The sequence below is a fragment of the Propionivibrio sp. genome (assembly GCF_047602565.1).
Classification (GTDB): domain Bacteria; phylum Pseudomonadota; class Gammaproteobacteria; order Burkholderiales; family Rhodocyclaceae; genus Propionivibrio.
In genome coordinates this window covers 2,189,812-2,213,238 of record NZ_JASGGX010000001.1, presented here as the reverse complement: position 1 = coordinate 2,213,238, position 23,427 = coordinate 2,189,812, and the positions used below count along the sequence as shown (strand labels likewise).

20 protein-coding genes are annotated in these 23,427 nt (G+C 68.3%); 14 read left to right on the top strand and 6 right to left on the bottom strand.

Translation table 11 applies throughout. The features are described from left to right. Window positions 1-2 precede the first annotated feature (2 nt). The 3 genes from QM701_RS10320 (at window position 3) to QM701_RS10310 (ending at window position 2,870) form a co-directional block, all read left to right on the top strand. A complete protein-coding gene (locus QM701_RS10320; RefSeq protein ID WP_415166978.1) occupies window positions 3-977 on the top strand; it encodes an ABC transporter permease in 975 nt (324 codons plus the stop codon). A gap of 60 nt (window positions 978-1,037) precedes the next feature. Continuing rightward, entirely contained in the window at window positions 1,038-2,036 is a 999-nt protein-coding gene (locus QM701_RS10315; RefSeq protein WP_415169379.1) for a substrate-binding domain-containing protein, read from the top strand. A 75-nt stretch (window positions 2,037-2,111) separates the two neighbouring features. After that, entirely contained in the window at window positions 2,112-2,870 is a 759-nt protein-coding gene (locus QM701_RS10310) for a GolD/DthD family dehydrogenase (protein ID WP_415166977.1), read from the top strand. Between the two features lie 5 nt (window positions 2,871-2,875). Here QM701_RS10310 and QM701_RS10305 read toward each other — a convergent pair whose 3' ends face one another. From QM701_RS10305 to QM701_RS10285, 5 genes are all read right to left on the bottom strand, one after another. Next, entirely contained in the window at window positions 2,876-4,504 is a 1,629-nt protein-coding gene (locus tag QM701_RS10305; protein ID WP_415166976.1) for an FGGY family carbohydrate kinase, read from the bottom strand. 30 nt (window positions 4,505-4,534) lie between these two features. After that, a complete protein-coding gene (locus QM701_RS10300) occupies window positions 4,535-5,575 on the bottom strand; it encodes an NAD(P)-dependent alcohol dehydrogenase (RefSeq protein ID WP_415166975.1) in 1,041 nt (346 codons plus the stop codon). A 79-nt stretch (window positions 5,576-5,654) separates the two neighbouring features. Then, a complete protein-coding gene (locus QM701_RS10295) occupies window positions 5,655-6,623 on the bottom strand; it encodes a sugar ABC transporter substrate-binding protein (protein ID WP_415166974.1) in 969 nt (322 codons plus the stop codon). 70 nt (window positions 6,624-6,693) lie between these two features. Next, window positions 6,694-7,701 (bottom strand): ABC transporter permease, encoded by a 1,008-nt coding sequence (locus QM701_RS10290; RefSeq protein WP_415166973.1) that lies wholly within the window; start codon window positions 7,699-7,701, stop codon window positions 6,694-6,696. Between the two features lie 7 nt (window positions 7,702-7,708). Further along, a complete protein-coding gene (locus QM701_RS10285) occupies window positions 7,709-9,202 on the bottom strand; it encodes a sugar ABC transporter ATP-binding protein (protein ID WP_415166972.1) in 1,494 nt (497 codons plus the stop codon). A gap of 255 nt (window positions 9,203-9,457) precedes the next feature. Between QM701_RS10285 and QM701_RS10280 the strand changes: the two genes are divergently transcribed. The 3 genes from QM701_RS10280 (at window position 9,458) to tyrS (ending at window position 13,227) form a co-directional block, all read left to right on the top strand. Then, window positions 9,458-10,456, top strand: coding sequence for a LacI family DNA-binding transcriptional regulator (locus tag QM701_RS10280; RefSeq protein ID WP_415166971.1), 999 nt, complete (start codon window positions 9,458-9,460; stop codon window positions 10,454-10,456). Between the two features lie 148 nt (window positions 10,457-10,604). After that, window positions 10,605-11,678, top strand: coding sequence for an Ldh family oxidoreductase (locus QM701_RS10275; protein ID WP_415166970.1), 1,074 nt, complete (start codon window positions 10,605-10,607; stop codon window positions 11,676-11,678). A 274-nt stretch (window positions 11,679-11,952) separates the two neighbouring features. Next, window positions 11,953-13,227: a tyrosine--tRNA ligase gene (gene tyrS / locus QM701_RS10270; protein WP_415166969.1), complete on the top strand. Its 1,275-nt coding sequence runs from the start codon at window positions 11,953-11,955 to the stop codon at window positions 13,225-13,227. Window positions 13,228-13,257: 30 nt separating this feature from the next. On the opposite strand, the gene yjjJ is transcribed toward tyrS, so the two are convergent. Beyond that, on the bottom strand, window positions 13,258-14,601 hold the full coding sequence (gene yjjJ / locus QM701_RS10265; RefSeq protein ID WP_415166968.1) for a type II toxin-antitoxin system HipA family toxin YjjJ: 1,344 nt from the start codon (window positions 14,599-14,601) through the stop codon (window positions 13,258-13,260). Window positions 14,602-14,776: 175 nt separating this feature from the next. On the opposite strand from yjjJ, the gene QM701_RS10260 reads away from it, so the two are divergent. From QM701_RS10260 to QM701_RS10225, 8 genes are all read left to right on the top strand, one after another. After that, complete coding sequence (locus tag QM701_RS10260; protein WP_415166967.1) at window positions 14,777-15,505, top strand: FadR/GntR family transcriptional regulator; 729 nt, start codon at window positions 14,777-14,779, stop codon at window positions 15,503-15,505. Window positions 15,506-15,511: 6 nt separating this feature from the next. After that, window positions 15,512-16,516: an ABC transporter ATP-binding protein gene (locus tag QM701_RS10255; RefSeq protein WP_415166966.1), complete on the top strand. Its 1,005-nt coding sequence runs from the start codon at window positions 15,512-15,514 to the stop codon at window positions 16,514-16,516. Beyond that, entirely contained in the window at window positions 16,513-17,520 is a 1,008-nt protein-coding gene (locus tag QM701_RS10250) for an ABC transporter ATP-binding protein (RefSeq protein ID WP_415166965.1), read from the top strand. Before QM701_RS10255 ends, QM701_RS10250 begins: the two co-directional genes overlap by 4 nt. Window positions 17,521-17,580: 60 nt before the next feature. After that, a complete protein-coding gene (locus tag QM701_RS10245; RefSeq protein WP_415166964.1) occupies window positions 17,581-19,188 on the top strand; it encodes an ABC transporter substrate-binding protein in 1,608 nt (535 codons plus the stop codon). A gap of 63 nt (window positions 19,189-19,251) precedes the next feature. After that, window positions 19,252-20,208 (top strand): ABC transporter permease, encoded by a 957-nt coding sequence (locus tag QM701_RS10240; RefSeq protein WP_415166963.1) that lies wholly within the window; start codon window positions 19,252-19,254, stop codon window positions 20,206-20,208. A gap of 11 nt (window positions 20,209-20,219) precedes the next feature. Then, entirely contained in the window at window positions 20,220-21,116 is an 897-nt protein-coding gene (gene opp4C / locus QM701_RS10235) for an oligopeptide ABC transporter permease (RefSeq protein WP_415166962.1), read from the top strand. A gap of 15 nt (window positions 21,117-21,131) precedes the next feature. Then, window positions 21,132-22,145, top strand: a complete 1,014-nt coding sequence (locus QM701_RS10230) for a dihydrodipicolinate synthase family protein (RefSeq protein WP_415166961.1) — start codon at window positions 21,132-21,134, stop codon at window positions 22,143-22,145. Between the two features lie 69 nt (window positions 22,146-22,214). Then, window positions 22,215-23,420: an AGE family epimerase/isomerase gene (locus QM701_RS10225; protein WP_415166960.1), complete on the top strand. Its 1,206-nt coding sequence runs from the start codon at window positions 22,215-22,217 to the stop codon at window positions 23,418-23,420. Window positions 23,421-23,427 lie beyond the last annotated feature (7 nt).

Genomic DNA, 23,427 nt, shown 5'->3' with positions numbered 1-23,427 from the left:
CCATGACTTCCGCCGTTTCCGCGCCCCTGGCCCACCACCGCCGCGTCCGGCACCTGCTCAAGGACTACGGCATCTTCATCGCCTTCGCCGCGCTGTGCGGCGGGCTGAGCGCGATCAACGAGAATTTCCTGACCCTCGGCAACTGGACCAACATCCTGCGCCAGACCTCGATCAACGGCATCCTCGCCATCGGCATGACCTACGTCATCCTGACCCGGGGTATCGACCTTTCCGTCGGCTCCATCCTGGCGCTCAGCGGCCTGGTCGCCGGCAGTCTGGTGACGGGCAGCGAGCCGCACGCCGCCATCGTCGGCATCGCCGCCGGGCTGGCGGTCGGGCTGGCCCTCGGCGCGGTCAACGGTTTCCTGGTCGCCCGGCTGGCGGTGGCCCCGTTCGTGGTCACGCTCGGCATGCTCAGCGTGGCCCGTGGCCTGACCTTCATCTACAACGACGGCATGCCGATCGCCAACCTGTCGCAGGACTTCCGCGCCATCGGCCAGGGCATGGTCGGCGGCCTCCCGGTGCCGGTGATCATCCTCGGCATCACCTTCCTCATCTTCTGGTTCATCCTGAAATACACCACCTTCGGCCGCTACGTCTATGCCGTCGGCGGCAACGAGCGCAGCGCCAAGACCAGCGGCATCGGCACGCGCCGGGTGATCTTCACGGTCTATGCGATTTCCGGCCTGCTCGCCGCCCTGGCCGGCCAGATCCTCGCCGCGCGCACCACCTCCGCGCTGCCGCAGGCCGGCGTGGCCTACGAGCTCGACGCCATCGCCGCCGTGGTGATCGGCGGCACCAGCCTGAGCGGCGGCGTCGGCACGCTGTCCGGCACGCTGGTCGGCGCGCTGATCATCGGCGTCATCAACAACGGGCTCGACCTGATGGGCGTGTCGTCGTACTACCAGCAGGTCATCAAGGGCACGATCATCGTGGCCGCCGTGCTGCTCGACGTGTCCCGCAAAAAACCGGGCTGAGCCCGCCCTTCCGCAGTTTCCACCGCAGCACCCCTTACCCAACGGAGAGACGTTATGCGAATCCTGAAACTCGTAGCCATGACATTGGCGATTTCCATCGCGGCCGCCGGCACGTCGCTGGCGCAGGAGAAGAAGACGTACAAGATCGGCGCCGCGGTCTACGGTCTCAAGGGCGAGTTCATGCAGATGTGGGCCAAGGCGCTGTCGGCGCACCCGCTGGTCAAGGACGGCACGGTCAAGGTCACCGTGTTCGACGGCAACTACGACGCGCTGACGCAGAACAACCAGTTCGACACCATGGTCACCCAGAAATACGACGGCATCCTGTTCGTGCCGATCGACATCGAGGCCGGCGCGGCGGGCGTCGAAAAGGCCGCGGCGGCGAAGATCCCCGTGGTCGGGTCGAACACGCGGGTCAACAGCGACAAGCTGACCGCCTACGTCGGTTCGAACGACGTGATCGCCGGCGAGATGGAGGCCGAGTCGGTGATCAAGGCCATCGGCGGCAAGGGCAGCGTGGTCATCCTCGAAGGCCCGATCGGGCAGTCGGCCCAGATCGAGCGGCGCAAGGGCAACCAGAACGTCCTCGCCAAATACAAGGAGGTGAAGGTGCTCGAAATGAAGACGGCCAACTGGTCGCGCGCCGAGGCGCTGTCGCTGATGGAGAACTGGCTGACCGCGCACGCCGGCAGGATCAACGGGATCATCGGCCAGAACGACGAGATGGCGCTGGGCGCGATCGAGGCGGTCAAGGCCAAGGGCCTCGATCCCAAGAAGATTCCCACCGCCGGCATCGACGGCGTCACCGACGCGGTGCGCGCGGTCAAGGCCGGGGACATGGTCAGCGTGCTGCAGGACGCCGCAGCGCAGGCGCAGGGCGGGCTGGACGTGCTGCTGCGCCACATCGCCGGGCCGTCCTATCAGCCGCGCTCGGCGATCTGGCAGAAGTACGCGGCGCAGGGGCTGGCGTGGGGCGACGGCACGGCCAGGCAGTACGACATCCCCTGGACCCCGATCACCAGGGAGAACGCCGACGCGCTGCTGGCGGAGCGCAAGTAGCCGGCGGGCGGTTCGAGCCATGGGGCGCGCCGCCGGCGCGTGCCCTGGCACTTTGCGGAAAAAATGGAGAAACCAATGACGAATGCGTTTGAAGCCGGGTTCCGGCTCGACGGCAAGGTCGCGCTGATCACCGGCGCCGCGGCGGGCATCGGCCAGGCGATCGCCGCGCTGTTCGCGGCCCAGGGCGCCCGGCTGGTCATGCTCGACCTGAGCGGGGACGTGCGCAGGGCGGCGGAAGATTTGCCCGGCGACCATCTGGCGATCGCCTGCGACGTCGCCGATCTGGCGCAGATCCAGGCGGCGGTGGACCGGGCGGTCGAGAAGTACGGCACCATCGACATCCTGGTGAACAACGCCGGCGTCGCGCTGCTCGACAAGGCGGCCGACGTGCGCGAGCAGGAATGGGACACGACCATGGCGGTCAATCTCAAGGCGCCGTTCTTCCTGTCCCAGGCGGTGGCCCGGATCATGGCCAAGAAGGGCGAAGGCCGCATCGTCAACCTGGCCTCGCAGGCCAGCGTCGTCGCGCTCGACCGCCACGTGGCCTATTGCTCCAGCAAGGCGGGACTGGTGTCGATGACCGAAGTCCTGGCGATCGAATGGGCGGGGTCCGGCATCACGGTCAACGCCATCTCGCCGACCGTGGTGGAAACGGCGCTGGGGAAAAAGGCCTGGGCCGGCGAAACGGGCGCGGCGATGAAGCGGAAGATTCCCGTCGGCCGCTTCGCCCAGCCCGAGGAGATCGCCTCGGCCGTCCTGTATCTGGTCAGCGAGCATGCCCGGATAATGACCGGCGCGAACGTGGTGATCGACGGGGGCTACACCGTTCAGTAACGGCTTTACCGGCGCAATTCCTCGAAGGCGGTTTCGAGGCGGTCGAGGAAGCCGCCGGGCGCATGGTAGCGGCGCGCCAGTTCGGCATCGGGCGCGATCACGGCGGCCCCGGCGAGGATCGCCGAGCGCAGCGCGGCGGCCACGGCGTCGCGGCTTTCCTCGGGGGCGAGTCCGACGGCGGCGGCCACCGCCGCGCCGAGCGCGGCGCCCGCCTGCCCAGCCCGCACGGCAGGGCGGTTCCACAGGGCGGCGACGCGGCGCATGATTTCCGGGCTGGCCGACGGGCCGCCGCAGACGCTGATCGGATCGTCCGCCGGCGCCGCCTTGCCGATCTTCTTGCCGTAGCGGTAGACCAGGCCGAGCGCGCTGTCGACGACGCCCGCATAATCGCCGGCGAAATCCGCCGGGCCTTCGTCCAGCCTGACGATTTCGGGATTCGCCGCGATGACCGGGAAGGACTCGGCGTCGGGATGCCAGAAGCGCAGGCGGCTGCCGGCGCCGGTCGCGGCGAGCGCGGCCTCGCCGGCCGCGTGGTCGACGGCGGCGAGGCCGTGGAAGCGGCGCAGGCGGTCCCAGGTCAGCGCGCCGTTGGTGCGGCAGCCGAAGTTGAACGGGCGGCCCAGTCCGTCGTACATGGCGTTGGCCGCGCCCGTCGGATCGACGCCGCCGTCCGGCGTCGAGATCATGAAGACGAAGCTGGTGCCCAGGCTGAGCAGGTCGCCGCCGGCCAGCACTTTGGTCTGCGGATTGTCGCCGGAGCCGGCGAGGATGCGGCACTCCGGGTCGAAGCCGTAGCGTTCCTGGAAATAGCGGGCGATGCGGCCGACCACGGCGAGCGGATGCACCAGCGGCGGCAGCTTGGCCGCCAGCGCGCCGGGTCCGCCGGGCAGATCGTGGGCGGCGGCGTCGAGCATCGCCGCGTCCCAGGCGCGGGCGCGGTAGTTCATCAGCCCGGTGCCGCAGGCGTTGCCGAAGTCGAGGGGGATCGCGCAGTCGCCGGCGAGCAGCGCCGGAACGAGGCTGGACAGCTGCACGATGCGGCGGGTCGCCGCGTAGGCGGCGGGGTAGCGCCCGGCGAGCTTGCGGTGGATCGCGCCGGAGAAGCGCAGCGGCATGTCGCTGCCGGTGCGCGCGATGAGCGCCGCCCGGCCGCCGGCGCGCGCGCGGATGTGTTCCGCCTCGTCCGCCGTGTTGGCCGTTTTCCAGATCGGCGCGCCGCCGTAGGCGAAGGCGCCGTCGAGGCGCGAGACCAGCGCCCTGCCGGCGCCGTCCGCTGCGTGCAGGCCGCGGAAGAGCGGCTCGGCCGCGTCGCCCAGGTAAACGTGCCCGTGCTGCTGGCCGGAGGTGTTGATCGCCGCGATGGCCGCCACGTCCCGGCCGGAATCCCGTAGATCATCGAGGATCGCGCCGAGCGCCGCGACGAAGAGCCGCGGCGGCTGCTCCGCCTCGCCGGGCTCGCGGGGCGGGATGATCAGCGTGTCGTGCTCGAAGCCGTAGCCGGCCAGCCGGGGGTCGTCGCGGTAGGCCAGCGAACGGCTCCACAGCGTTTCGCCGGTGGCGGCGTCGAGCAGGACGGCGCTCAGGCTCTGGGTGCTGGCGTCGAGTCCGAGGGTCGTGCGGGCGGCAGTCGGCATGGCGGGTCTCCTGGTGGCGGGCAGCCGGCCTTAGCCGGGCAGGCGGATCATGATCTTGATCGCGTCGCCGGGCAACGTGGCGGCGAAGCGGAAGGCGTCCTCGACCTCGTCGAAGCCGAAGCGGTGGGTGATCAGCGGCTTGACGTCGATCTGGCCCGAGGCGATGTACTTGATGGCGCGGTCGTAAACGTTGGCGTAGCGGAAGATGGTGACGAACTCGATCTCCTTGCACTGCGCCTCGACGATGTCGATCGGCGCCGGTTCCTGCGGCATGCCGATCAGCACGACCTTGCCGCCCGGCGCCAGGAAGCCGGTGGCGGAGAGGATCGCGGCCGGGCTGCCGCTGGCTTCGAAGACGATGTCGACGCCCTGCGGGTTGGCGGCGAGCACGTGCGCCTTCAGATCGCCGGCGGTGATGTCGAAGGTGCTGAAGCGCGCGTCGTAGTGCCGGCGGATGAAGTCGAGCTTTTCCCGCTTGGCGTCGGCCACGATGACGTGGCTGCAGCCGGCGGCGACGGCGGCCAGCGCGGTGACGATGCCGATGGTGCCGGCGCCGAGCACCAGCGCCGTGTCGCCGGGGGCGATGCGCGCCTTCTTCGCCGCGTGCACGCCGATCGCCAGCGGCTCGACCAGCGCGCCTTCCTCGAAGCTGACGTTGTCCGGCAGCTTGAAGGTCAGGTTGGCCGGATGCACGATCGACTCGCGCAGGCAGCCGTGGATCGGCGGCGTCGCCCAGAAGCGCACGTCGGGATCGAGGTTGTACATGCCTTGCAGCGTCTGGCGGCTGCCGTAGTCGGGAATGCCGGGCTCCATGCACACGCGGTCGCCGGGCTGGAGGTGCCCGACGCGGCGGCCGGCCTCGACGACCACCCCGCTGGCCTCGTGGCCGAGCACCATCGGCTGGTCGACCACGAAACCGCCGATGCGGCCGTGCCGGTAGTAGTGGACGTCGCTGCCGCAGATGCCGACGTTGACGATCCTGATCCGCACGTCGCCGTCACCCAGCGGCTGGTCCAGCGGTTCGTCGCGCAGGGTGAGCTTGTCCGTCCGGTCGAGAAACAGGGCTTTCATCACGGTATCCAATATGAGAGGTCGGGCGGCGGCCGGCACGGCGGCCGCCGCAAGGTTGAAGGTTGCCGCCGGTGGCCGGCTACTTGAGGTTGCCCAGTTCCTTGTGCATCTGGATGAACTTGTCGACGTTGTCCTTGGTGATCAGTTCGGCGGTGATGAACTGCGGCGTGGCGACCTTCTGGCCGGTGAGCAGGTCGTGGCTCATCTTCACCGACAGTTCGGCCAGCGCGTAGGCGCTCTGCAGCGAGGTCGAGGTCATCTCGCCGGACTTGATCTTCAGGCAGGCTTCGGCCGTGCCGTCGACGCCGTAGGCGAAGGGGAAGGGCTTGCCCGAACCCTTGACCGCCTCCAGCGCGCCGGCGGCCATGTTGTCGTTCATCGAGACGATGGCGTCGATCCTGGCGTTGGCCTGCTGCCAGTCTTCCATCAGGCGCATGCCCTCGTCCTTGTTCCAGTTGGCGATCTGTTCGCCGACGATTTTGACGTCCTTGCGCTGGTCGAAGAAGTACTTCTTCCAGCCTTCGCGCCGCTTGTCGGAATGCATGTTGCCGGCCGGCCCCATCAGCACCACGACCCTGGCGTTCTGCGGCACCTGCTTGACCGCCAGCTTGGCGTTGACCTCCGCCTGCTGGATCGGGTCGGCGTCGACCGCCGGGATCGACGGATCGTTAACCCGGTTGTTGACCGTCACCACCTTGACGCCGGCCTTGACCGCGTCCCTGACCGGCGCGACCTGCGCTTCGGAGTCGAAGGGTTGCAGCAGGATCAGGTCGTACTTGCTGGTGACCGCATTCTCGATGTGCGAGGCGATCAGTTCGTTCTTGCTCTGGCCGTCGAACACCGTGACCTGCGTGTCCGGGTACTTCTTGCTTTCCTTGACCACCGCGTCCGCCAGCCAGGCGGCGAACGAATCGCCCTGGGCGCGCGCGATGTAGGCGATGCGGTAGGTCTTGCCGTTCTTGGGCGCCGGCGCCTGGCTCCAGGCCGCCGTGGACGTCAGCAGGCAGGCGCTCGCCAGGCAGAGCGCCAGTTTTCCGGTCAGTTTCATGGGGTTCCCCTCGATGTGTCGGTTGGCTTGCAGATTGAGAAAGATCCAACAGCGCGATGCGTGCGTCGCTTCACCCGCCCGGCACCTCCTTTCCCCGCTCCTCGATGTCGCCGAGCTGGCTTGCCGTCCGGCGGTTCTTGGACATGACGTCGTAGGCCACGGCGATGGCGATGATGCCGCCCTTGATGATCTGCTGCAGGTACGACTGGATGCCGAGCAGATTCATGATGTTGTTGAGAAAACCCATGATGAAGGCGCCGACGAGCGTGCCCATGGCCGTGCCGACGCCGCCGGAGAAGCTGGTGCCGCCGATGATCGAGGCGGTCATCGCGTCGAACTCGAAGCCGATGCCGGCGTTCGGCAGGCCGGCGTTGACCCGCGACATGAAGAGCACTCCGGCCAGCCCGACGAAGGCGCCGCTGATGGCGTAGGCCTGCATCTTGGTGGCGTTGACCTTGATGCCGGAGGCGCGCGCCGCCTCCTCGTTGCCGCCGATGGCGTAGAGGTGCCGGCCGAAGCGGGTGTAGTTGAGCAGGTACCAGGCGAGCAGCGCGATGGCGGCCATGAAGAGCACCGGCGTCGGCATGCCGAGGACGTCGCCCTGTCCGAAGACGGTGAATTCCTCCAGCTGGTAGATGTTCTGCCCGTTGGTGTAGAGCAGCGCGGCGCCGCGCGCCGAGGTCATCATGGCCAGCGTGGCGATGAAGGGCGGCGTGCGGAAGCGCGTGACGATCAGCCCGCTGACGATGTTGCAGCCCACGCCGACGGCGATGCCGACCAGCATGCCGGCGAGCAGCGAGCCGGTGGCCTTGTAGGCGGCCACGGCGAGGATGCCCGCCAGCGCCATCACCGAGCCGGCGGCGAGGTCGATCATGCCGGCGATGATCAGCATGGTCATGCCGAACGAGATGATGGTGGTGATCGAGATCTGCCGGGAGATGTTGGACAGGTTCTTGGCCGAGAAGAAGGCGTCGCTCAGCAGGCTGCAGACGACCAGCATGGCGGCCAGCACGAGGTAGATGCTGTACTTCGAGGTGAGCCTGGCGAACAGGGCCGGCAGGGCGGTTTTGCGGGTCATGGGCGGGTCATCCGGTCAGCGCGAGTTTCATGATGTTTTCCTGCGAGAAGTCCGGGCGCGCGAGTTCGCCGGCGATGCGGCCCTTGGCCATCACGCAGATGCGGTCGCACACCCCGATCAGCTCCTCCATTTCCGACGAGATCATCAGGATCGCCTTGCCCTCGTCGGCCAGTCCGGCGATCAGCGTGTAGATCTCGAACTTGGCGCCCACGTCGATGCCGCGCGTCGGCTCGTCGAGCAGCAGGATTTCCGGCGCGCAGAGCAGCCACTTGGCGAGGACGATCTTCTGCTGGTTGCCGCCGCTCAGCGACGCGATGGGCGTGTCCAATGACGGCGTCCGGACATTGAGCCGGCGGCTCATCCGGCCGTCGCGCTCGCGTTCCAGGCGGTGGTCGAGGCCCCACGGCCGCATGATCTTCCTGAGACTGGCGAGCGACATGTTTTCCTTGCAGTCGCGCACCGGCACGATGCCGAAGCGCTTGCGGTCCTCGGAGACCATGGCCAGCCCGTGGGCGATGCCGTCCTGCACGTCGCGGATGGCGGCCTCCTTGCCGTGGATGCGGAGCGTGCCCGCGCTGCCGGGATCGAGGCCGAACAGCGCGCGCACCACCTCGGTCCGGCCCGCGCCCATCAGCCCGGCGAAACCGACGATCTCGCCCCGATGCAGCGTGAAGCCGACGTCGCGGAAGGCGCGCCCGCGGCTCAGGCCGGCGACTTCCAGCACCGGCGGGCCGGGCGGGCGGGGCCGCCGTTCGGGGAAGACGGATTCCATGCGGCGCCCGACCATCAGGCGGATCACCGTGTCGATGTCGAGCTCGGCGGCCGGGCGGGTGTCGATCAGGCGGCCGTCGCGCAGCACCGAAATCTCGTCGGCGATGCGGAAAATCTCGTCCATCTTGTGCGAGATGTAGATGATGCCGGCGCCCTTGGCCCGCAGTTCCCCGATCTTGCGGAACAGCAGCTCGACTTCCCGGGTGCTGATCGCCGAGGTCGGCTCGTCCATGATCAGGATGTTCGCCTCGCAGGAGATCGCCTTGATGATTTCCAGCATCTGGATGTCGGAGACCGACAGGTCCTTCAGGCGGGCGTCCGGCGCGTAGGGCAATCCTTCCTGCGCGAGCAGGGCGGCGGTCTCGCGGCGGATGCGCCGCCAGTCGATCTTGCCGAAGCGGTTGACCGGTTCGCAGCCGAGGAAGAGGTTCTGCTCGACGGTCAGTTCCGGGACGAAGTTGAGCTCCTGGAAGATCATGGCGATGCCGTGCGCCCGCGCGGCGAGCGGGTCGCGCATGACCGTCGGCCGGCCGTTGACCAGGATGGTGCCGCGATCGGGCTGATACACGCCGTTGATGATCTTGCACAGCGTCGACTTGCCCGCCCCGTTCTCGCCGCACAGCACGTGCACGCTGCCCGGCCTGACCGAGAAGCTCATGTCGCTCAGCGCCTTGACGCCGGGGAACAGCTTCTCGATCCCGCGCAGTTCGAGCAGGGGGACGTCGCCCATTGCAACCCTCCGTATTGTTTTGCCAAAGTTTTCCATTTGATTTTGGCTTTGTCAATCAAAACATGCGCAAAATTTAGCCAGGTTTTTTTCCGGGCCATGCGGCTGTTTTCGAAGGCTGTGCAGCCGGAGCAAGGCGCCGCTCCATGCATTAGCGCAATGGAAAGTCCTTTATCGGCACAATAATTTGCGCAAATTAAAAACTGAATGCGCAAATTTACCTTTGGGCGCGGTGGGTTTGGTGTAGTATTCGCGGCCATGAACAAGAAGCCGGTCACCATGAAGGACATCGCCCTCAAGGCGGGCGTGTCCGTCACCACCGTGTCGCACGTGATCAGCAAGACGCGGAACGTCGCGCAGGAGACGCGGGAACTCGTGCTGCGCACGCTCGAGGAACTGGACTACCAGCAGCCGGAAAGCCGGCAGAGCCAGAAGAAGCCGGCGCTCGACCGCATCGGCGTGATCACCGCGGACATCCAGGAGGATTACTACATCCTGCTGGTCAAGACGATCGAGACGATCGCCTCGGAGAACAACATCTCGGTGCTCTTCTGCGACTCGGCGGACGACGAGGAAAAGGAAGCGCGCAACATCGGCATGATGCTGAACAAGAACGTCAACGGGCTGATCATCGCCCCCGTCGGCCTCGGGCCGTATCCCGGCCCGCTGCGCGCGGCCGACGTGCCGGTGGTGCTGGTCAACCGCCAGTATGCCCGGCACAACACCTCGTTCGTCGGCATCAACAACGCCGACAGCGCGCTGCGCGGGACCGAATACCTGGCCGGCAAGGGCTGCCGCCGGATCGGCTTCATCGGCTATCCCGAGACGGTGTACACCATGCAGCAGCGCGTCGCCGGCTACCGGCTGGGAGCGATGCAGCACTTTCCGGGCGAGGCGCCCCGCGTGCTCCATCTCCGGTACAGCAAGGAGGATTCCTTCCACCTGATCAAGGAATTCCTGGCGGAGCACCGCCCGGACGGCCTGCTCTGCGGCACCTCCGACCTCTGCTATCAGGTGATCGCCGTGGTCGAGGATCTGGGGCTGCGCATTCCCGAGGAGCTGAAGATCCTCACCTACGACGACAACAAGTGGCTGGACTATCTCAGGTATCCGGTCTCGGTCATCACGCAGCCGACCGTCGAGATCGGCTGCCAGGCGGTGGAGCGCATCATCCACCTGGCCGAGAACCGCCACGTGGGCCGGCGGACCAAGACGGAAATTCTGTTCGACGTGCAGATCATCGACCGCCTGAAATAGGGCGGCCGCCGGTTCGTCTTCCTTCCCGGCGGCACGGCCGCGCGCTCCCGCGAATTGTCGCCGCCACGGACGATCTTCTATACTGCCGGCTGACGATGGAACCGCGTTCCGCTCCCGAATCCCATGCAGAAGGAATGAAGCCGCAGCCATGAGCCAGCCGATCATCGAAGGCAGCGTAGCGACCCCCCATGACTCCCTCGCCGCCTGGGCGCGCCGCTGCCTGGAACGGCTCGGCATGCCGCCGGAAGACGCCGGGCAGCTGGCCGACAGCCTGGTGCAGACCAGCCTGTGGGGCATCGACTCGCACGGTATCGCCCGCCTGCCGCACTACATGGAGCGCCTGACGCGCGGCTCGATCAAGGCGCGGCCGGCCATCGCGGTCAAGGAGACCGGCCCGGCGACCGCCCAGGTGCACGGCGACCAGGGGCACGGCATCGTGGTCGCGCACCGGGCCGCCGCGGTCGCGGCGGAGCTGGCGCGCCGCGCCGGCGTCGGCGCCGTCGGCGTCACCGACTCCTCGCACTGCGGCGCGATGGCGCTGTACACGCGGCCGGCGGCGCGCGCCGGGCTGATCGCCGTGGCCTTCACCCACGCCGACGCGATAGCGGCGCCGCACGGCGGCACGCGCGCGTTCTTCGGCACCAACCCGATCGCCATCGCCTTCCCGCGCGCCGGCCACGAGCCGGCCTGCCTGGACATGGCGACCACCTCGATTCCCTTCAACCGGGTGGTGAACGCCCGCCGCGAGGGCCATCCGCTGCCGCCGGGCGTGGCCTACGACGGCGCCGGCCGCCTGACCACCGACGCGCACGCCGCGCGCGCCCTGACGCCGCTGGGCGGCGCCGAGTATGGGCACAAGGGCTACGGCCTGGCGCTGATGATCGACCTGCTGTGCGGGCCGCTCAACGCCAATCCCTGGGGGCCGACCATCTCCAACATGTTCACCGCGCTCGACGAGCCGCGCCGCCTCGGCGCGTTCTTCCTGATGCTCGATCCCGCGCGCTTCGCCGGCGGCGACACGCTGGCGGCGACCGTGGAGCAGATCGCCCGCGCGCTCGCCGGCGAACCGGGATCGCCGCTGATGCCCGGCGATCCGGAACTGCGCGAGGAAGCGGTGCGGCGCGCCGGCGGCATCCCGGTGGAGCCCGGCCTGGCCGTGCAGATGCGCGAGTGGACCGCGCGCCTCGGCGTGGACAATCTGCCGGCGGCGCTGCGGGCCTGACTGCGGCGGTGCACGTCGCTCCGCCCCCGTGCCGTCATTCCGGCGCAAGCCGGAATCCGGTTTTGCGGGGCACGAACCGGGTCCCGGCCTGCGTCGGGACGACGATGTGTGCACGAAATCGTGCTTTGGCATCACCAGGAGAGATCGCCGATGCCTTCGTGCGATCGCTCTGCAGGCATGCCGCGCCGCCGGAGCGGCGCGTCCGCCGCATGCTAGAATTTCCGGCTTGTCTTGACCGTCGCGGCCGCTGCGCCGCCCACTCGTGGAGAACCCGATGTACCAGTCCGCCCTGCTCCAGGACCTGCACGCCCGTGGCCTGATCGCCCAGATCACGGATGCCGCCGCGCTCGATGAACTGCTGGCCCGGGAGTCGGTGACGCTGTATTGCGGGTTCGATCCGACGGCCGACAGCCTGCACCTCGGGCACCTGGTGCCGGTGCTGCTGCTCAGGCGCTTCCAGCAGGCCGGGCACCGGCCGATCGCGCTGGTCGGCGGGGCGACCGGGATGATCGGCGACCCCAGTTTCAAGGCCACCGAACGCAAGCTGAACACGCCCGAGGTCATCGCCGGCTGGGTGGAGAAGATCCGCGGCCAGGTCGCGCCCTTCCTCGATTTCGAGGGGCCCAACGCGGCCGTCATGGCCAACAACTACGACTGGTTCGGCCCGATGGGCGCGCTCGACTTCCTGCGCGACATCGGCAAGCACTTCTCGGTCAACGCGATGATCAAGAAGGAATCGGTGCAACAGCGCATCAGCCGCGACGAGCAGGGCATCTCCTACACCGAGTTCTCCTACAGCCTGCTGCAGGGCTACGACTTCGCCGAGCTCAACCGGCGCCACGGCTGCACGCTGCAGATCGGCGGCTCGGACCAGTGGGGCAACATCACCGCCGGCGCCGACCTCACCCGCCGCCTCAACCAGCAGCACGTCTTCGGCCTGACCCTGCCGCTGGTGACCAAGGCGGACGGCACCAAGTTCGGCAAGACCGAATCCGGCGCCGTCTGGCTCGACGCCAGGAAGACCTCGCCCTACGCCTTCTACCAGTTCTGGCTGAACACCGCCGACGCCGACGTTTACAAGTTCCTCCGCTACTTCACCTTCCTCCCGGTCGCCGAGATCGAGGCCATCGAGGCCGCCGACCGGGACAGCGGCAAGAGGCCGGAAGCGCAGCGCATCCTCGCCGAGCAGGCCACCGAGCTGGTGCACGGCAAGGCCGCGCTGGAGGCGGCGCAGCGCATCAGCCACTGCCTGTTCTCGGGCAGCGTGGAATCGCTCACCGAGTCCGACTTCGAGCAGCTGGCGCAGGACGGCGTGCCCGGCGTGGCGCTGGAACGCGCGGCGGACGGCCTGATCGAGGCGCTGGTCGCCGCCGGGCTGGCCAAGTCGAAGAGCGAGGCGCGCGGCTTCCTGCAGAGCGGCAGCGTGGCGGTCAACGGATTCAAGGTTGACGCGCTGGATCACCGCATCGCCGACGCCGAGCGCCGCTTCGGCCGCTTCACCCTGCTGCGGCGGGGCAAGAAGAACTACGCGCTGATCGGCTGGCGCTGAAGCGCCGGGAAGGGGGCGCCGGGAAGAGTGTTATCCCAGCCGCCCGATGCTGGCGCCGGCGGTGGCGAGATGGCCTGCGAGCGCGGCGAGGCAGGGCTGGAATCCCCGGCTGAAATCCGCCACCCGCAGGCGCGCGAGGAACGCCTGTGCCAGCACCAGCGCGCGGCGCCACGCGTCGTTCGGCACGCCGGCCTGGACGTTCGCGGCGGGCAGCGTGTCGGGCAGGCCGCCGCTGGCGCGGGGCTGGAAGGCCATCGGCGTCATGTCGTAGGCGGGCGCGATGCCGTAAGGGCGTTCGTCGCCGGCCATGAAGGACAGGTTGCCGCCGTGCATGTCGCTGTTGCCGATCAGGGTCCCGAAGGCCCACAGCAGGCAGGCGTCTGCCGCCGCCTCCCGGCGGATCACGTTCTCGCCGGCGAGCCGTTGCGCGATCGGCGGCCATCCGCCCCACCGGCCTTCGCCGACGAATTCGGCGTCCAGCGCCGTCAGGGAAAACACGGCGCGCCGGCCCAGAGCGCCGATCCGGTCGAAGCGCTCGACTTCCAGGAAACGCTGTCCCTGGCTATCCAGAATCCATGTCCGGGCCGCGGGGACGCCGGCTTCGCCGAGCGTTTCCAGCGCCAGATGCTCGGCCAGCAGCAAATCCCGCCAGCGTTCGGTGACCGGGCCGGGTTCCGGCTCGCTGAATTTCACCAGGACGTGCCGGGCGCCGCCGGGCGTCATGGCATACGCGGCGAACTTCGGCTGCTCGCCGCCGGCGGACGAGCCCGGCACTTCGCCGCGCACGGCTTCCCGGGACAGGCGAACGTAGGCCTCGGTTTTCTCATCCAGTGAAATCGGTCCGGCGACCGGGCCGGCGATGAAACGGTCGCGGGCGGCGTCGCCCAGCAGCAGGTCGCCCACCACGTCATGGCCGTAGGCCAGCAAGGCGCGCAGGGCGTGGGCGGCGGTCCAGTCGGCCAGCCGTTCGGGCAGCCCCAGTTCGGCCGCGTGGCGGCGCGCCAGGGCTCGGCCGAGATAGCCCTGCGGGCGCATGTCGGCCAGCCACCACGGCAAGTTCTCGCTGTACAGCGCGGCTCCGTCCTCCCGCCGCGTCACGAAACCTTGCGGGCGAACCGGCACCAGCACGCCCAGCCGGTGCACGCGGCCTGCCGCATCGATCCGGTACACGGGGATGTCGGGCAGTCCGCGCAGCGTGTCGCGCAGCGCGTAATGAATGGATCTCGCCGCGCCGATGCGCACCACCTCGTCCCCCAGCTCGGCCAGCGCGCGCGATACCGTCGGCTGGCTGATTCCCATGTTTTCAGCCAGTTGGCGCGCGGACAGCGGACCGCCGGAAAGGCGCAGGCGGATCGTTTCGGCGTGCGGAGACATCGTCGTGAATGGAAATATGAATAGATAGTAGAATAAATATTGTAGGGCGTTTGCCGCTTCCCGTCGAGGCCTGAGCGTTCGTCGTCCGCATCTTCTCCGCGATGCTTGACACCTCATCAGATATCCGATAACTTCATGTGCCAGTTGTCGGATATCTAATAACAGGGATGGGCGTATGACCAAGCGTGCTCGGGAACCGGGGCTCAAGCAGATCATCCAGGACCGGATCAAGCTCTACATCACCGAAAAGGGCCTGGGTCCGGGCGATCTGCTGCCGCCCGAGGGGCAGTTCGCCGAGGATCTGGGGGTCAGCCGGGGCTCGGTGCGCGAGGCGGTGAAGTCGCTCGAATCGCTGGGCATCGTGGAGTCGCGGCATGGCGAGGGCGTCTGCGTGCGCGAGTTCAACTTCGATTCCGTGCTCGGCTTCCTGTCGTTCGGGCTCGCCTTCCAGCCGTCGCGCGCGGCGGAAATCCTGCAGATCCGCGAATGGCTCGAAGAGTCGGCCCTGGGCGTGGTGACCGGGATCATTTCGGACGCGCAGCTCGACCGCATCGAGCGCCTGTTCGCACCCTGGGAGGAAAAGGCCCTGGCCGGGGCGTCGACGGCCGACGAGGACCGCGCCTTTCACCGCCTGCTCTACGAGCCGCTGGGCAACGGCTCGCTGCTCAGCCTGATCGACATCTTCTGGGTGGTCTACAACGCCCTGGCGGTGCGCACGGTCCCCGGCGACGCGGACCCCATGCTCACCGTGCGCGCCCACCGCGATCTGTTCGAGGCGGTCAAGGCGCGCGACGCGGCGCTCGCCAGGCAGCTCCTGAGCCGCCACTTCCGCAACATCGAGCGGCGCTTCCAGCAGGCCATCGCCGGTCCCGCGGAGCAGACCTCCGGCGACGCGGCGGAGTAGGACGCGATGGGGCGCCTGCTGGAGGTGCGCAACCTGGTCACCCGCTTCTACATGGACGGCGCCGTCATCCATGCGGTCAACGGGGTGTCGTTCGACCTCGGCGAGGGCGAGTCGATGGCCATCGTCGGCGAGAGCGGCAGCGGCAAGTCGGTGTCGGTGATGTCGCTGATGCGCCTCGTCCGCTTCCCGCCGGGCCGCATCGAAGCCGGCGAGGTGCTGTTCGAGGGGCGCGACCTGCTGCGCCTGTCCGAGGAGGAGATGCGCCGCATCCGGGGCCGCCGCATCGCCATGATCTTCCAGGACCCGATGACCTCGCTGAACCCGGTGCTGACGATCGGCCTGCAGATGACCGAGGGGCTGCGCGAGCACCTCGGCCTCGGCGCCCGCGCGGCGCGCGACCGCGCCGCCGAGATGCTGGCGCTGGTGGGGCTGCCGAAGCCGCGCGAACGGCTGGACGATTTTCCGCACCAGTTTTCCGGCGGGCAGCGCCAGCGGGTGATGATCGCCCTGGCGCTCTCCTGCGATCCGGCGCTGCTCATCGCCGACGAGCCGACCACCGCGCTGGACGTGACCGTGCAGGCGCAGATCGTCGAGCTGATCGAGGAACTGCGCGCCCGGCTCGGCATGGCGGTCATCTGGATCAGCCACAACCTCGGCCTGGTCGCCGGCGTGGTGGACAAGGTGGCGGTGATGTACGGCGGACACCTCGTCGAACAGGCGCCGGTCGACGACCTTTACGCCGACCCGCTGCATCCCTACACGCGCGGGCTGCTGCGCGCGATCCCCACGCTGGACGGGCGCGGCCACGGCCGCCTGTACGCCATCGAGGGCATGCCGCCCGACCTGCGCCGGCCGCCGGACGACTGCCCGTTCGCGCCGCGCTGCCCGTTCGTGCTGCCACGCTGCCGTGAGGCGCTGCCGCCGCTCGACGACGTCCGGCCGGGCCGGCTGGTGCGCTGCTTCCGGGCCGGCGAGGCGCTGGACTGGAACAACGCGGGAGGCCCAGCATGAGCGCCAGTGCGGACACCGGCGCGCCGCTCATGGAAGTGCGCGACCTGCACGTGCACTTCCCGATCCGGCGCGGCCTGCTGCGGCGCCAGACCGGCACCGTGCGGGCGGTCGACGGCGTGTCCTTCGACCTGCACCGCGGCGAGACGCTCGGGCTAGTCGGCGAGAGCGGCTGCGGCAAGTTGACCACCGGGCTGGCCATGCTGCGCCTGCTGGACCCGACGGCCGGCCGCGTCCTGTTCGCAGGCCGCGACGTCGCCTCGCTCGGCGAGCGCGAGCTGCGCGCCTCGCGCCGGCACATGCAGATGGTTTTCCAGGACCCGTATTCCTCGCTCAACCCGCGCATGACGGTCGGCAGCATCATCGTCGAACCGCTGGCCGTGCACCGCATCGGCACGCCGGCCGAGCGCCGCGACCGCGTCGCCGAACTGATGCGGCTGGTCGGGCTCGATCCGTCCTTCATCAACCGCTATCCGCACGAGTTCTCCGGCGGGCAGCGCCAGCGCGTGGGGCTGGCGCGGGCGCTGGCCACCGGGCCGGCGCTGATCGTCGCGGACGAGCCGATCTCGGCGCTCGACGTATCCATCCAGGCGCAGGTGGTCAACCTGATGGCCGACCTGAAGGGCAAGCTCGGCCTGACCTACCTGATGGTTTCGCACGACCTGTCGATGGTGCGCTACCTCAGCGACCGGGTGGCGGTGATGTATCTCGGCCGCATCGTCGAGATCGGCGGCCGCGACGCGGTGTTCGACACGCCGCTGCACCCGTATACGCGGGCCTTGCTATCGGCGATCCCGACGCCCGATCCGCGGCGCGAGCGCGGGCGCCGGCGCATCGTCCTGAAGGGCGACGTGCCCAGCCCGGCCAACCCGCCGGGCGGCTGCCGCTTCCATCCGCGCTGCCCGATCGCCACGGCGGAGTGCCGGACGACGGACCCGGTGCTGCGCGTGATCGCCGCGCCCTCCGGCCCGTCGCCGCCGCATTGGGTGGCCTGCCACCACGCGTGACCGGCCGCGCCGGTATCAACCCTGCATCCGTCGTTCAATTTCACCAGGAGGTCAAACGCAATGAGACTAAGCAAATTGTTCACCCTGGCGGCCGGGGCCGCGCTGATGGCCGCATTCTCCCTTGCCGCGACCGCGCAGGCGGCCGCCGACAAGACCATTCGCCAGGCCTTCCGCACCGGCTGCATGGCCGGTCCGCTGTACACGACCTGCGGCAACCGGCTCGACGAGACCGTGCTGCAGGGCCTGGCGCACGTCACCTGGAAAGGCGACGGGGTCAAGGCGCTGCTCGCCGAATCGTGGAGCACGCCGGACGGCGGCAAGACCTGGCTGTTCAAGCTGCGCAAGGGCGTCAAGTGGCACGACGGCAAGCCCTTCAGCGCGGACGACGTGGTCTTTTCCTACAACACCTACGCCAACCCGGCGGCGGCGTCGATCATCGCCAACAACCTGTCCGACATCGCGGGCTACGAGGATTTCCGCTCGGGCAAGGCAACGAGCCTGGCCGGCGTGTCCAAGGTGGACGACCTGACGGTGAAGTTCGAGCTGAACGGGCCGCGTCCGCTGTGGGTCGAGCTGAAGCAGATCTACTTCTCGATCCTGCCGAAGCACATCCTCGACAGCGTCAAGCCCTCCGAACTGGCGCGCGCGCCGTACTGGACGCAGAACCGCGTCGGCACCGGGCCGTTCAAATGGGCGAAGTACGTGCCCGACCAGTACGTCGAGGTGGTGCGCAACGACGACTATTTCCTCGGCCCGCCCAAGGCCGACCGCATCATCTACCGCATCTTCGCCGACATTCCGAGCATCCTCAACGCGCTGGTCGCCGGCGAGGTTGACGTGATGTCGTATGAAGGCGGCGGCGTGCCGGTCAGCGACATCGAGCGGCTGCAGAAGGTGCCGACGCTGAACGTGCTGCCGAACGTTGACGCCGGCCTGCCGACCTACCTGCAGTTCAACTTCGCGCAGCCCTTCCTCAAGGATGCGCGGGTGCGCCAGGCCATGGTCTACGCCATCGACCGCGAGAAGATCATCGCCACGGTCAAGAAGGGCACGGGCAAGATCTCCAACACCATGTTCCCGGCCGCCTGGGCGCAGTCGCCGTCGCTCAACCCGTACAAGTACGATCCGGCCAAGGCCCGGCAACTGCTCAAGGAAGCCGGCTGGGACCCGGGCCGCAAGGTCGACTTCATCTACTACTACGCCGACCAGGTGAACAAGGACACCGTCACCGCGATCCAGGCCTATCTCGCGGCGGTCGGCGTCAACATCGTGCCGCGTCTGCTCAACCCCGCCGAAATCCAGACGGTATACAACGACGGGAAGTTCGAAATGGGCTACTTCGCCAACGGCCAGGGGCTCGATCCGTCGCTCGGCGCGCTGACCAGCACCTGCGGCGCACAGCTCTCGTTCGGCTACTGCAACAAACGCATCGACGAGCTGTACGACCAGGGCCTGACCGAGTCGGTGCGCGAGAAGCGGGCGCCCTACTACCAGGAAATCTCCAAGATATTGAACGAGGAGATGTTCCGCGGCTGGCTGTGGTACGAAGTCCGGCCGATGGCCTTCAGCAAGCGGGTGATCGGGGCGACCGAGCATTACGCGGAGATGCCCACGCTGATCTTCAACCTGCCGGTCTACAACGAAGTCGAAAAGTGGGACGTCAGGTAATGACGCTCCGCCGGCCGGCGCCGCGCTCCGGCATCGGCCGGCCTCTCTCCGGGAACGCCTGAGATGGCCACCTACATCCTGCGCCGGCTGCTGGTCAGCATTCCGATCCTGCTGGGCATCACCCTGATCGTCTTCCTAGTCGCCTCGCAGATGCCGGGGGACGCGGTGCTGGCGATGATCTCGACCGAAACCCCGCAGTCCGAGGACCTGATCCGGCTGCGCCGGGGTCAGCTCGGCCTCGACCTGCCGGTCTACGAACAGTATTTCCGCTGGCTCGGGCAATTGCTCCAAGGGAACCTGGGCTATTCGTTCCAGACCGGCGAGCCGGTCATCGGCATCCTCTCGGCGCGCATCCCGGCGACGCTGTGGCTGATGGGCACGGCGCTGCTGATCGCCGTCGCGCTCGGCGTGGCGATGGGCGTCGTCTCCGCGCTCAAGCAGTATTCCAGGACCGACTACACCTTCACCTTCCTGGGCTTCGCCGGCGTCTCCATCCCGGATTTCTTCCTCGGCATGGTGCTGGTCTATGCGTTCGCCCTGCAACTGCCCATTTTTCCGACCTCGGGCATCGCCACCGCCGGGGCGCCCTTCTCGCTGGCCGACAGCCTGCGCCACCTCGCCCTGCCGGCGCTCGCCCTGGGCCTGGTGCGCACGGCGACCTTCATGCGCTACACCCGCACCAGCGTGCTGGAAGTGATGAACAACGACTACGTGCGCACCGCGCGCGCCAAGGGCCTGCGCGAACGCCTGGTGATCGTGCGGCACATCCTGCGCAACGCGCTGCTGCCGGTGGTGACGGTCGTCGGCCTGACGCTGCCGGTGCTGTTCGGCGGCTCGGTGATCATCGAGATGATCTTCCAGTGGCCGGGCATCGGGCTGATGTTCATCGGCGCGGTCACCGGGCGCGATTCGCCGGTGATCATGGGTTACGTGCTGTTTTCCGCCGTCGTCGTGCAGGCCTGCAACCTGCTCACCGACATCGCCTACAGCTTCCTGGACCCGCGCATCCGCTACGACTGAGGAACACGAACATGGCCGCACTTCTTTCACCAAGCGGGACGTTGGCGGCGGCGCCGGCCGGCGAAAGCCTGTGGGCCAAGGCGCGCAAGCGCTTCTTCCGGCACCGGCTGGCCGTCCTCGGTCTCGCCGTGCTCGGCGTGATGGTGCTGCTGGCCGTGCTCGCGCCGGCGATCGAGCGCTATTCGCCGATCGAGCTCGACCTCGCGTCGATGAGCCAGCCGCCGAGCGCGGCGCATTGGCTGGGCACCGACACCACCGGCCGCGACGTCTGGTCGCGCATCGTGCACGCCGGCCGCGTCTCGCTGTCCGTCGGACTGGTGGCGGTGTCGATCTCGACCTTCATCGGCGTGCTCGTCGGCGGCATCTCCGGCTACGCCGGCGGCAGGACCGACATGCTGCTGATGCGCCTGACCGACATGGTGATGGCCTTCCCCTCGCTGGTGATGATCATCACCATCGCCGCCGTGCTCGGGCCGAGCATCTACAACACCATGCTGGTCATCGGCGGGCTGACTTGGCCGGGCATCGCGCGGCTGGTGCGCGGCCAGTTCCTGTCGTTCCGGGAGCAGCAGTTCGTGCTCGCCGCGCGCTCGATCGGCGTTCCTCCGGCGCAGATCATGTTCCGCCACCTGCTGCCCAACGTCGTGGGCACGGTCACCGTCGCCGCCACCTTCGGCATGGCCAACGCCATCCTGCAGGAAGCGTCGCTGTCCTTCCTCGGCCTCGGCGTGCAGGCGCCGACGCCGAGCTGGGGCAACATGCTGCAGGACGCCCAGTCGCAGACCATCCTGGAAGGCATGCCCTGGCTGTGGCTCGCGCCCGGCCTGATGATCGCCCTGGCGGTGCTGAGCATCAACTTCATCGGCGACGGTCTGCGCGACGCGCTCGACCCCCGTTCAACGCATTGATCCGTGGAGAAAATGATGGCGAAAAAATTCTGGATGACGGGCCTCGTTCCGGCCACCTTCACCCCCATGCACGAGGACGGCCGCCTGAACCCCGGCGCCGTCGCGCCGCTAGTCGAGCGGCTGCTGGCGCTCGGTATCGACGCGCTGTTCGTCTGCGGCACCACCGGCGAGAGTTCGTCGCTGACCACGGAGGAGCGCAAGTCCGTGCTGGAAACCTTCCTCAAGGCGGCGGCCGGTCGCGTGCCGGTGGTCGCCCACGTCGGCCACACCGCGCTGGCCGACTGCCGCGAACTGGCCGCGCATGCGCAGGCCGCCGGAGCGGCGGCGGTCGCCGCCACGCCGCCGTTCTATTTCCGGCCGGGGTCGGTGTCCGGCCTCGTCGGCTGCGTCGCCGAGATCGCGGCGGCGGCGCCGGAACTGCCGTTCTACTACTACCACATCCCGCACCTGACCGGCGTCGCGCTGTCCATGACCGAGTTCCTTTCCCAGGCGAAGGAGCGCATCGAGAATCTTGCCGGCATAAAGTACACGTCGCCGACGCTCTACGAATTCCAGTCGTGCGCGGCGCTGGACGGCGGGCACTTCAACATGGTGTTCGGCGTGGACGAGATGTACCTCGCCGGGCTGGCCACCGGCGCGGCGGGCGCGGTGGGCAGCACCTACAACTTGGCGCCGGCGCTCTACCGGCGCATCCGCGAGCACTTCGAGGCCGGCCGCCTGGACGAGGCGCGGCGCCTGCAACTGCTCTCGGTGCGCATGGTGGAACTGGCGCAGAAATACCGCCCCCTGCCCGCGCTCAAGGCGATGATGAAATTCGCCGGCGTTCGACTGCGGGCCGACCCGTCTGCCGCTGGCGGCGATGCGCGCGGACGAGATCGAGGCGCTGCGCCGGGGACTGGACGAACTCGGCTTCATCGAATGGATGAGTTAGGGAGGCGCTGTAACATTCAACATTCGTCATTCCGGCGAAAGCCGGAATCCAGGAAAACCGACGAACCGGACCCCGGCCTGCGCCGGAGTGACGAATGAATCTGTGTTTCCTCGGCATCTGACCGGCATTCACGCCGTAAAAAACCGAACAACCCGCGAGGCCCCCACATGATTCCCGCTGCTCCCGATTTCCACCGCCGCCAGACGCTGCTCGACCACGTGCGGCATACGTTGTCCTTCTATCACCCGCGCGCGATCGACCCGAGCGGCGGCTTCTACCATTTCCTCAAAGACGACGGCACCGTCTTCGACGCGCATACGCGCCATCTGGTGAGCAGCGCGCGCTACGTCTTCCTGTGGGCCATGGCCGCGCGCCACTTTCCGGACACGCCGGCCTACCTGGACAACGCCCGCCGCGCCGTCGCCTTCCTGCGCGACGCGCATCGCAATCCGGCCACCGGCGGCTATGCGTGGGTGCTGCATTGGGAAAACGGGCAGGCGCGCGTGCTCGACGCGACGAACCATTGCTACGGCCTCGCCTTCGTGCTGCTCGCCTACGCGCATGCCGCGCAGGCCGGAATCGCCGGTGCGGCGGACTGGCTGGACGAAACCTTCGAACTGATGGAGCGGCGTTTCTGGCAGCCCGATTTCGGCCTGTACGCCGACGAGACGAGCCCCGACTGGGTCCTCTCGCCCTACCGCGGCCAGAACGCCAACATGCACGCCACCGAAGCCTGCCTCGCCGCCTTCGCGGCCACCGGAAATGCGCGCTTCCTCGACCGCGCCGTACAGGTCGCCTCCGCCGTGCACCAGCGCCTGGCTGCGCAAACCGACGGCGTCATGATCTGGGAGCATTACACGCCGGAGTGGAAAGTTGACTGGGAGTACAACCGCCACGACATGTCCAACATCTTCCGGCCCTGGGGCTACCAGCCGGGCCACTTCACCGAATGGGCGCGGCTGCTGCTCCTGATCGAGCGCCGGCGGCCGCTGCCCTGGCTGCTGGAGCGCGCCGAGACCCTGTTCGACGTCGCCTTCCGCCGCGCCTGGGACGACCGCCACGGGGGCCTGTACTACGGCTTCGCGCCGGATTTCTCGATCTGCGACGACCGCAAGTACCACTGGGTGCAGTGCGAGAGCCTGGCCACGGCGGCCGTGCTCGGCCAGCGCACCGGCAAGGCCGCGTACCGGGACTGGTACGACCGCCTGTGGGCGTATTGCTGGGAGCACTGGATCGATCATGAGCACGGCGCCTGGTTCCGCCTGCTGACGCGGGAAAACGTCAACACCACCGACGAGAAGAGTCCGGCCGGCAAGGTCGACTACCACACCACCGGCGCCTGCTACGCCATCCTGGAAACCCTGGAGAGCTGAGCGGTTG

Bases quoted from the DNA above. Each gene is read 5' to 3' on its own strand.
- QM701_RS10260 (WP_415166967.1), top strand. From the start codon at position 14,777: ATGACCAAGCGTGCTCGGGAACCGGGGCTCAAGCAGATCATCCAGGAC.
- QM701_RS10285 (WP_415166972.1), bottom strand. From the start codon at position 9,202: ATGGGCGACGTCCCCCTGCTCGAACTGCGCGGGATCGAGAAGCTGTTC.
- QM701_RS10250 (WP_415166965.1), top strand. From the start codon at position 16,513: ATGAGCGCCAGTGCGGACACCGGCGCGCCGCTCATGGAAGTGCGCGAC.
- tyrS (WP_415166969.1), top strand. From the start codon at position 11,953: ATGTACCAGTCCGCCCTGCTCCAGGACCTGCACGCCCGTGGCCTGATC.
- QM701_RS10300 (WP_415166975.1), bottom strand. From the start codon at position 5,575: ATGAAAGCCCTGTTTCTCGACCGGACGGACAAGCTCACCCTGCGCGAC.
- QM701_RS10280 (WP_415166971.1), top strand. From the start codon at position 9,458: ATGAACAAGAAGCCGGTCACCATGAAGGACATCGCCCTCAAGGCGGGC.
- QM701_RS10310 (WP_415166977.1), top strand. From the start codon at position 2,112: ATGACGAATGCGTTTGAAGCCGGGTTCCGGCTCGACGGCAAGGTCGCG.
- QM701_RS10240 (WP_415166963.1), top strand. From the start codon at position 19,252: ATGGCCACCTACATCCTGCGCCGGCTGCTGGTCAGCATTCCGATCCTG.
- QM701_RS10245 (WP_415166964.1), top strand. From the start codon at position 17,581: ATGAGACTAAGCAAATTGTTCACCCTGGCGGCCGGGGCCGCGCTGATG.
- QM701_RS10320 (WP_415166978.1), top strand. From the start codon at position 3: ATGACTTCCGCCGTTTCCGCGCCCCTGGCCCACCACCGCCGCGTCCGG.
- opp4C (WP_415166962.1), top strand. From the start codon at position 20,220: ATGGCCGCACTTCTTTCACCAAGCGGGACGTTGGCGGCGGCGCCGGCC.
- QM701_RS10230 (WP_415166961.1), top strand. From the start codon at position 21,132: ATGGCGAAAAAATTCTGGATGACGGGCCTCGTTCCGGCCACCTTCACC.
- QM701_RS10305 (WP_415166976.1), bottom strand. From the start codon at position 4,504: ATGCCGACTGCCGCCCGCACGACCCTCGGACTCGACGCCAGCACCCAG.
- QM701_RS10290 (WP_415166973.1), bottom strand. From the start codon at position 7,701: ATGACCCGCAAAACCGCCCTGCCGGCCCTGTTCGCCAGGCTCACCTCG.
- QM701_RS10295 (WP_415166974.1), bottom strand. From the start codon at position 6,623: ATGAAACTGACCGGAAAACTGGCGCTCTGCCTGGCGAGCGCCTGCCTG.
- yjjJ (WP_415166968.1), bottom strand. From the start codon at position 14,601: ATGTCTCCGCACGCCGAAACGATCCGCCTGCGCCTTTCCGGCGGTCCG.
- QM701_RS10275 (WP_415166970.1), top strand. From the start codon at position 10,605: ATGAGCCAGCCGATCATCGAAGGCAGCGTAGCGACCCCCCATGACTCC.
- QM701_RS10225 (WP_415166960.1), top strand. From the start codon at position 22,215: ATGATTCCCGCTGCTCCCGATTTCCACCGCCGCCAGACGCTGCTCGAC.
- QM701_RS10255 (WP_415166966.1), top strand. From the start codon at position 15,512: ATGGGGCGCCTGCTGGAGGTGCGCAACCTGGTCACCCGCTTCTACATG.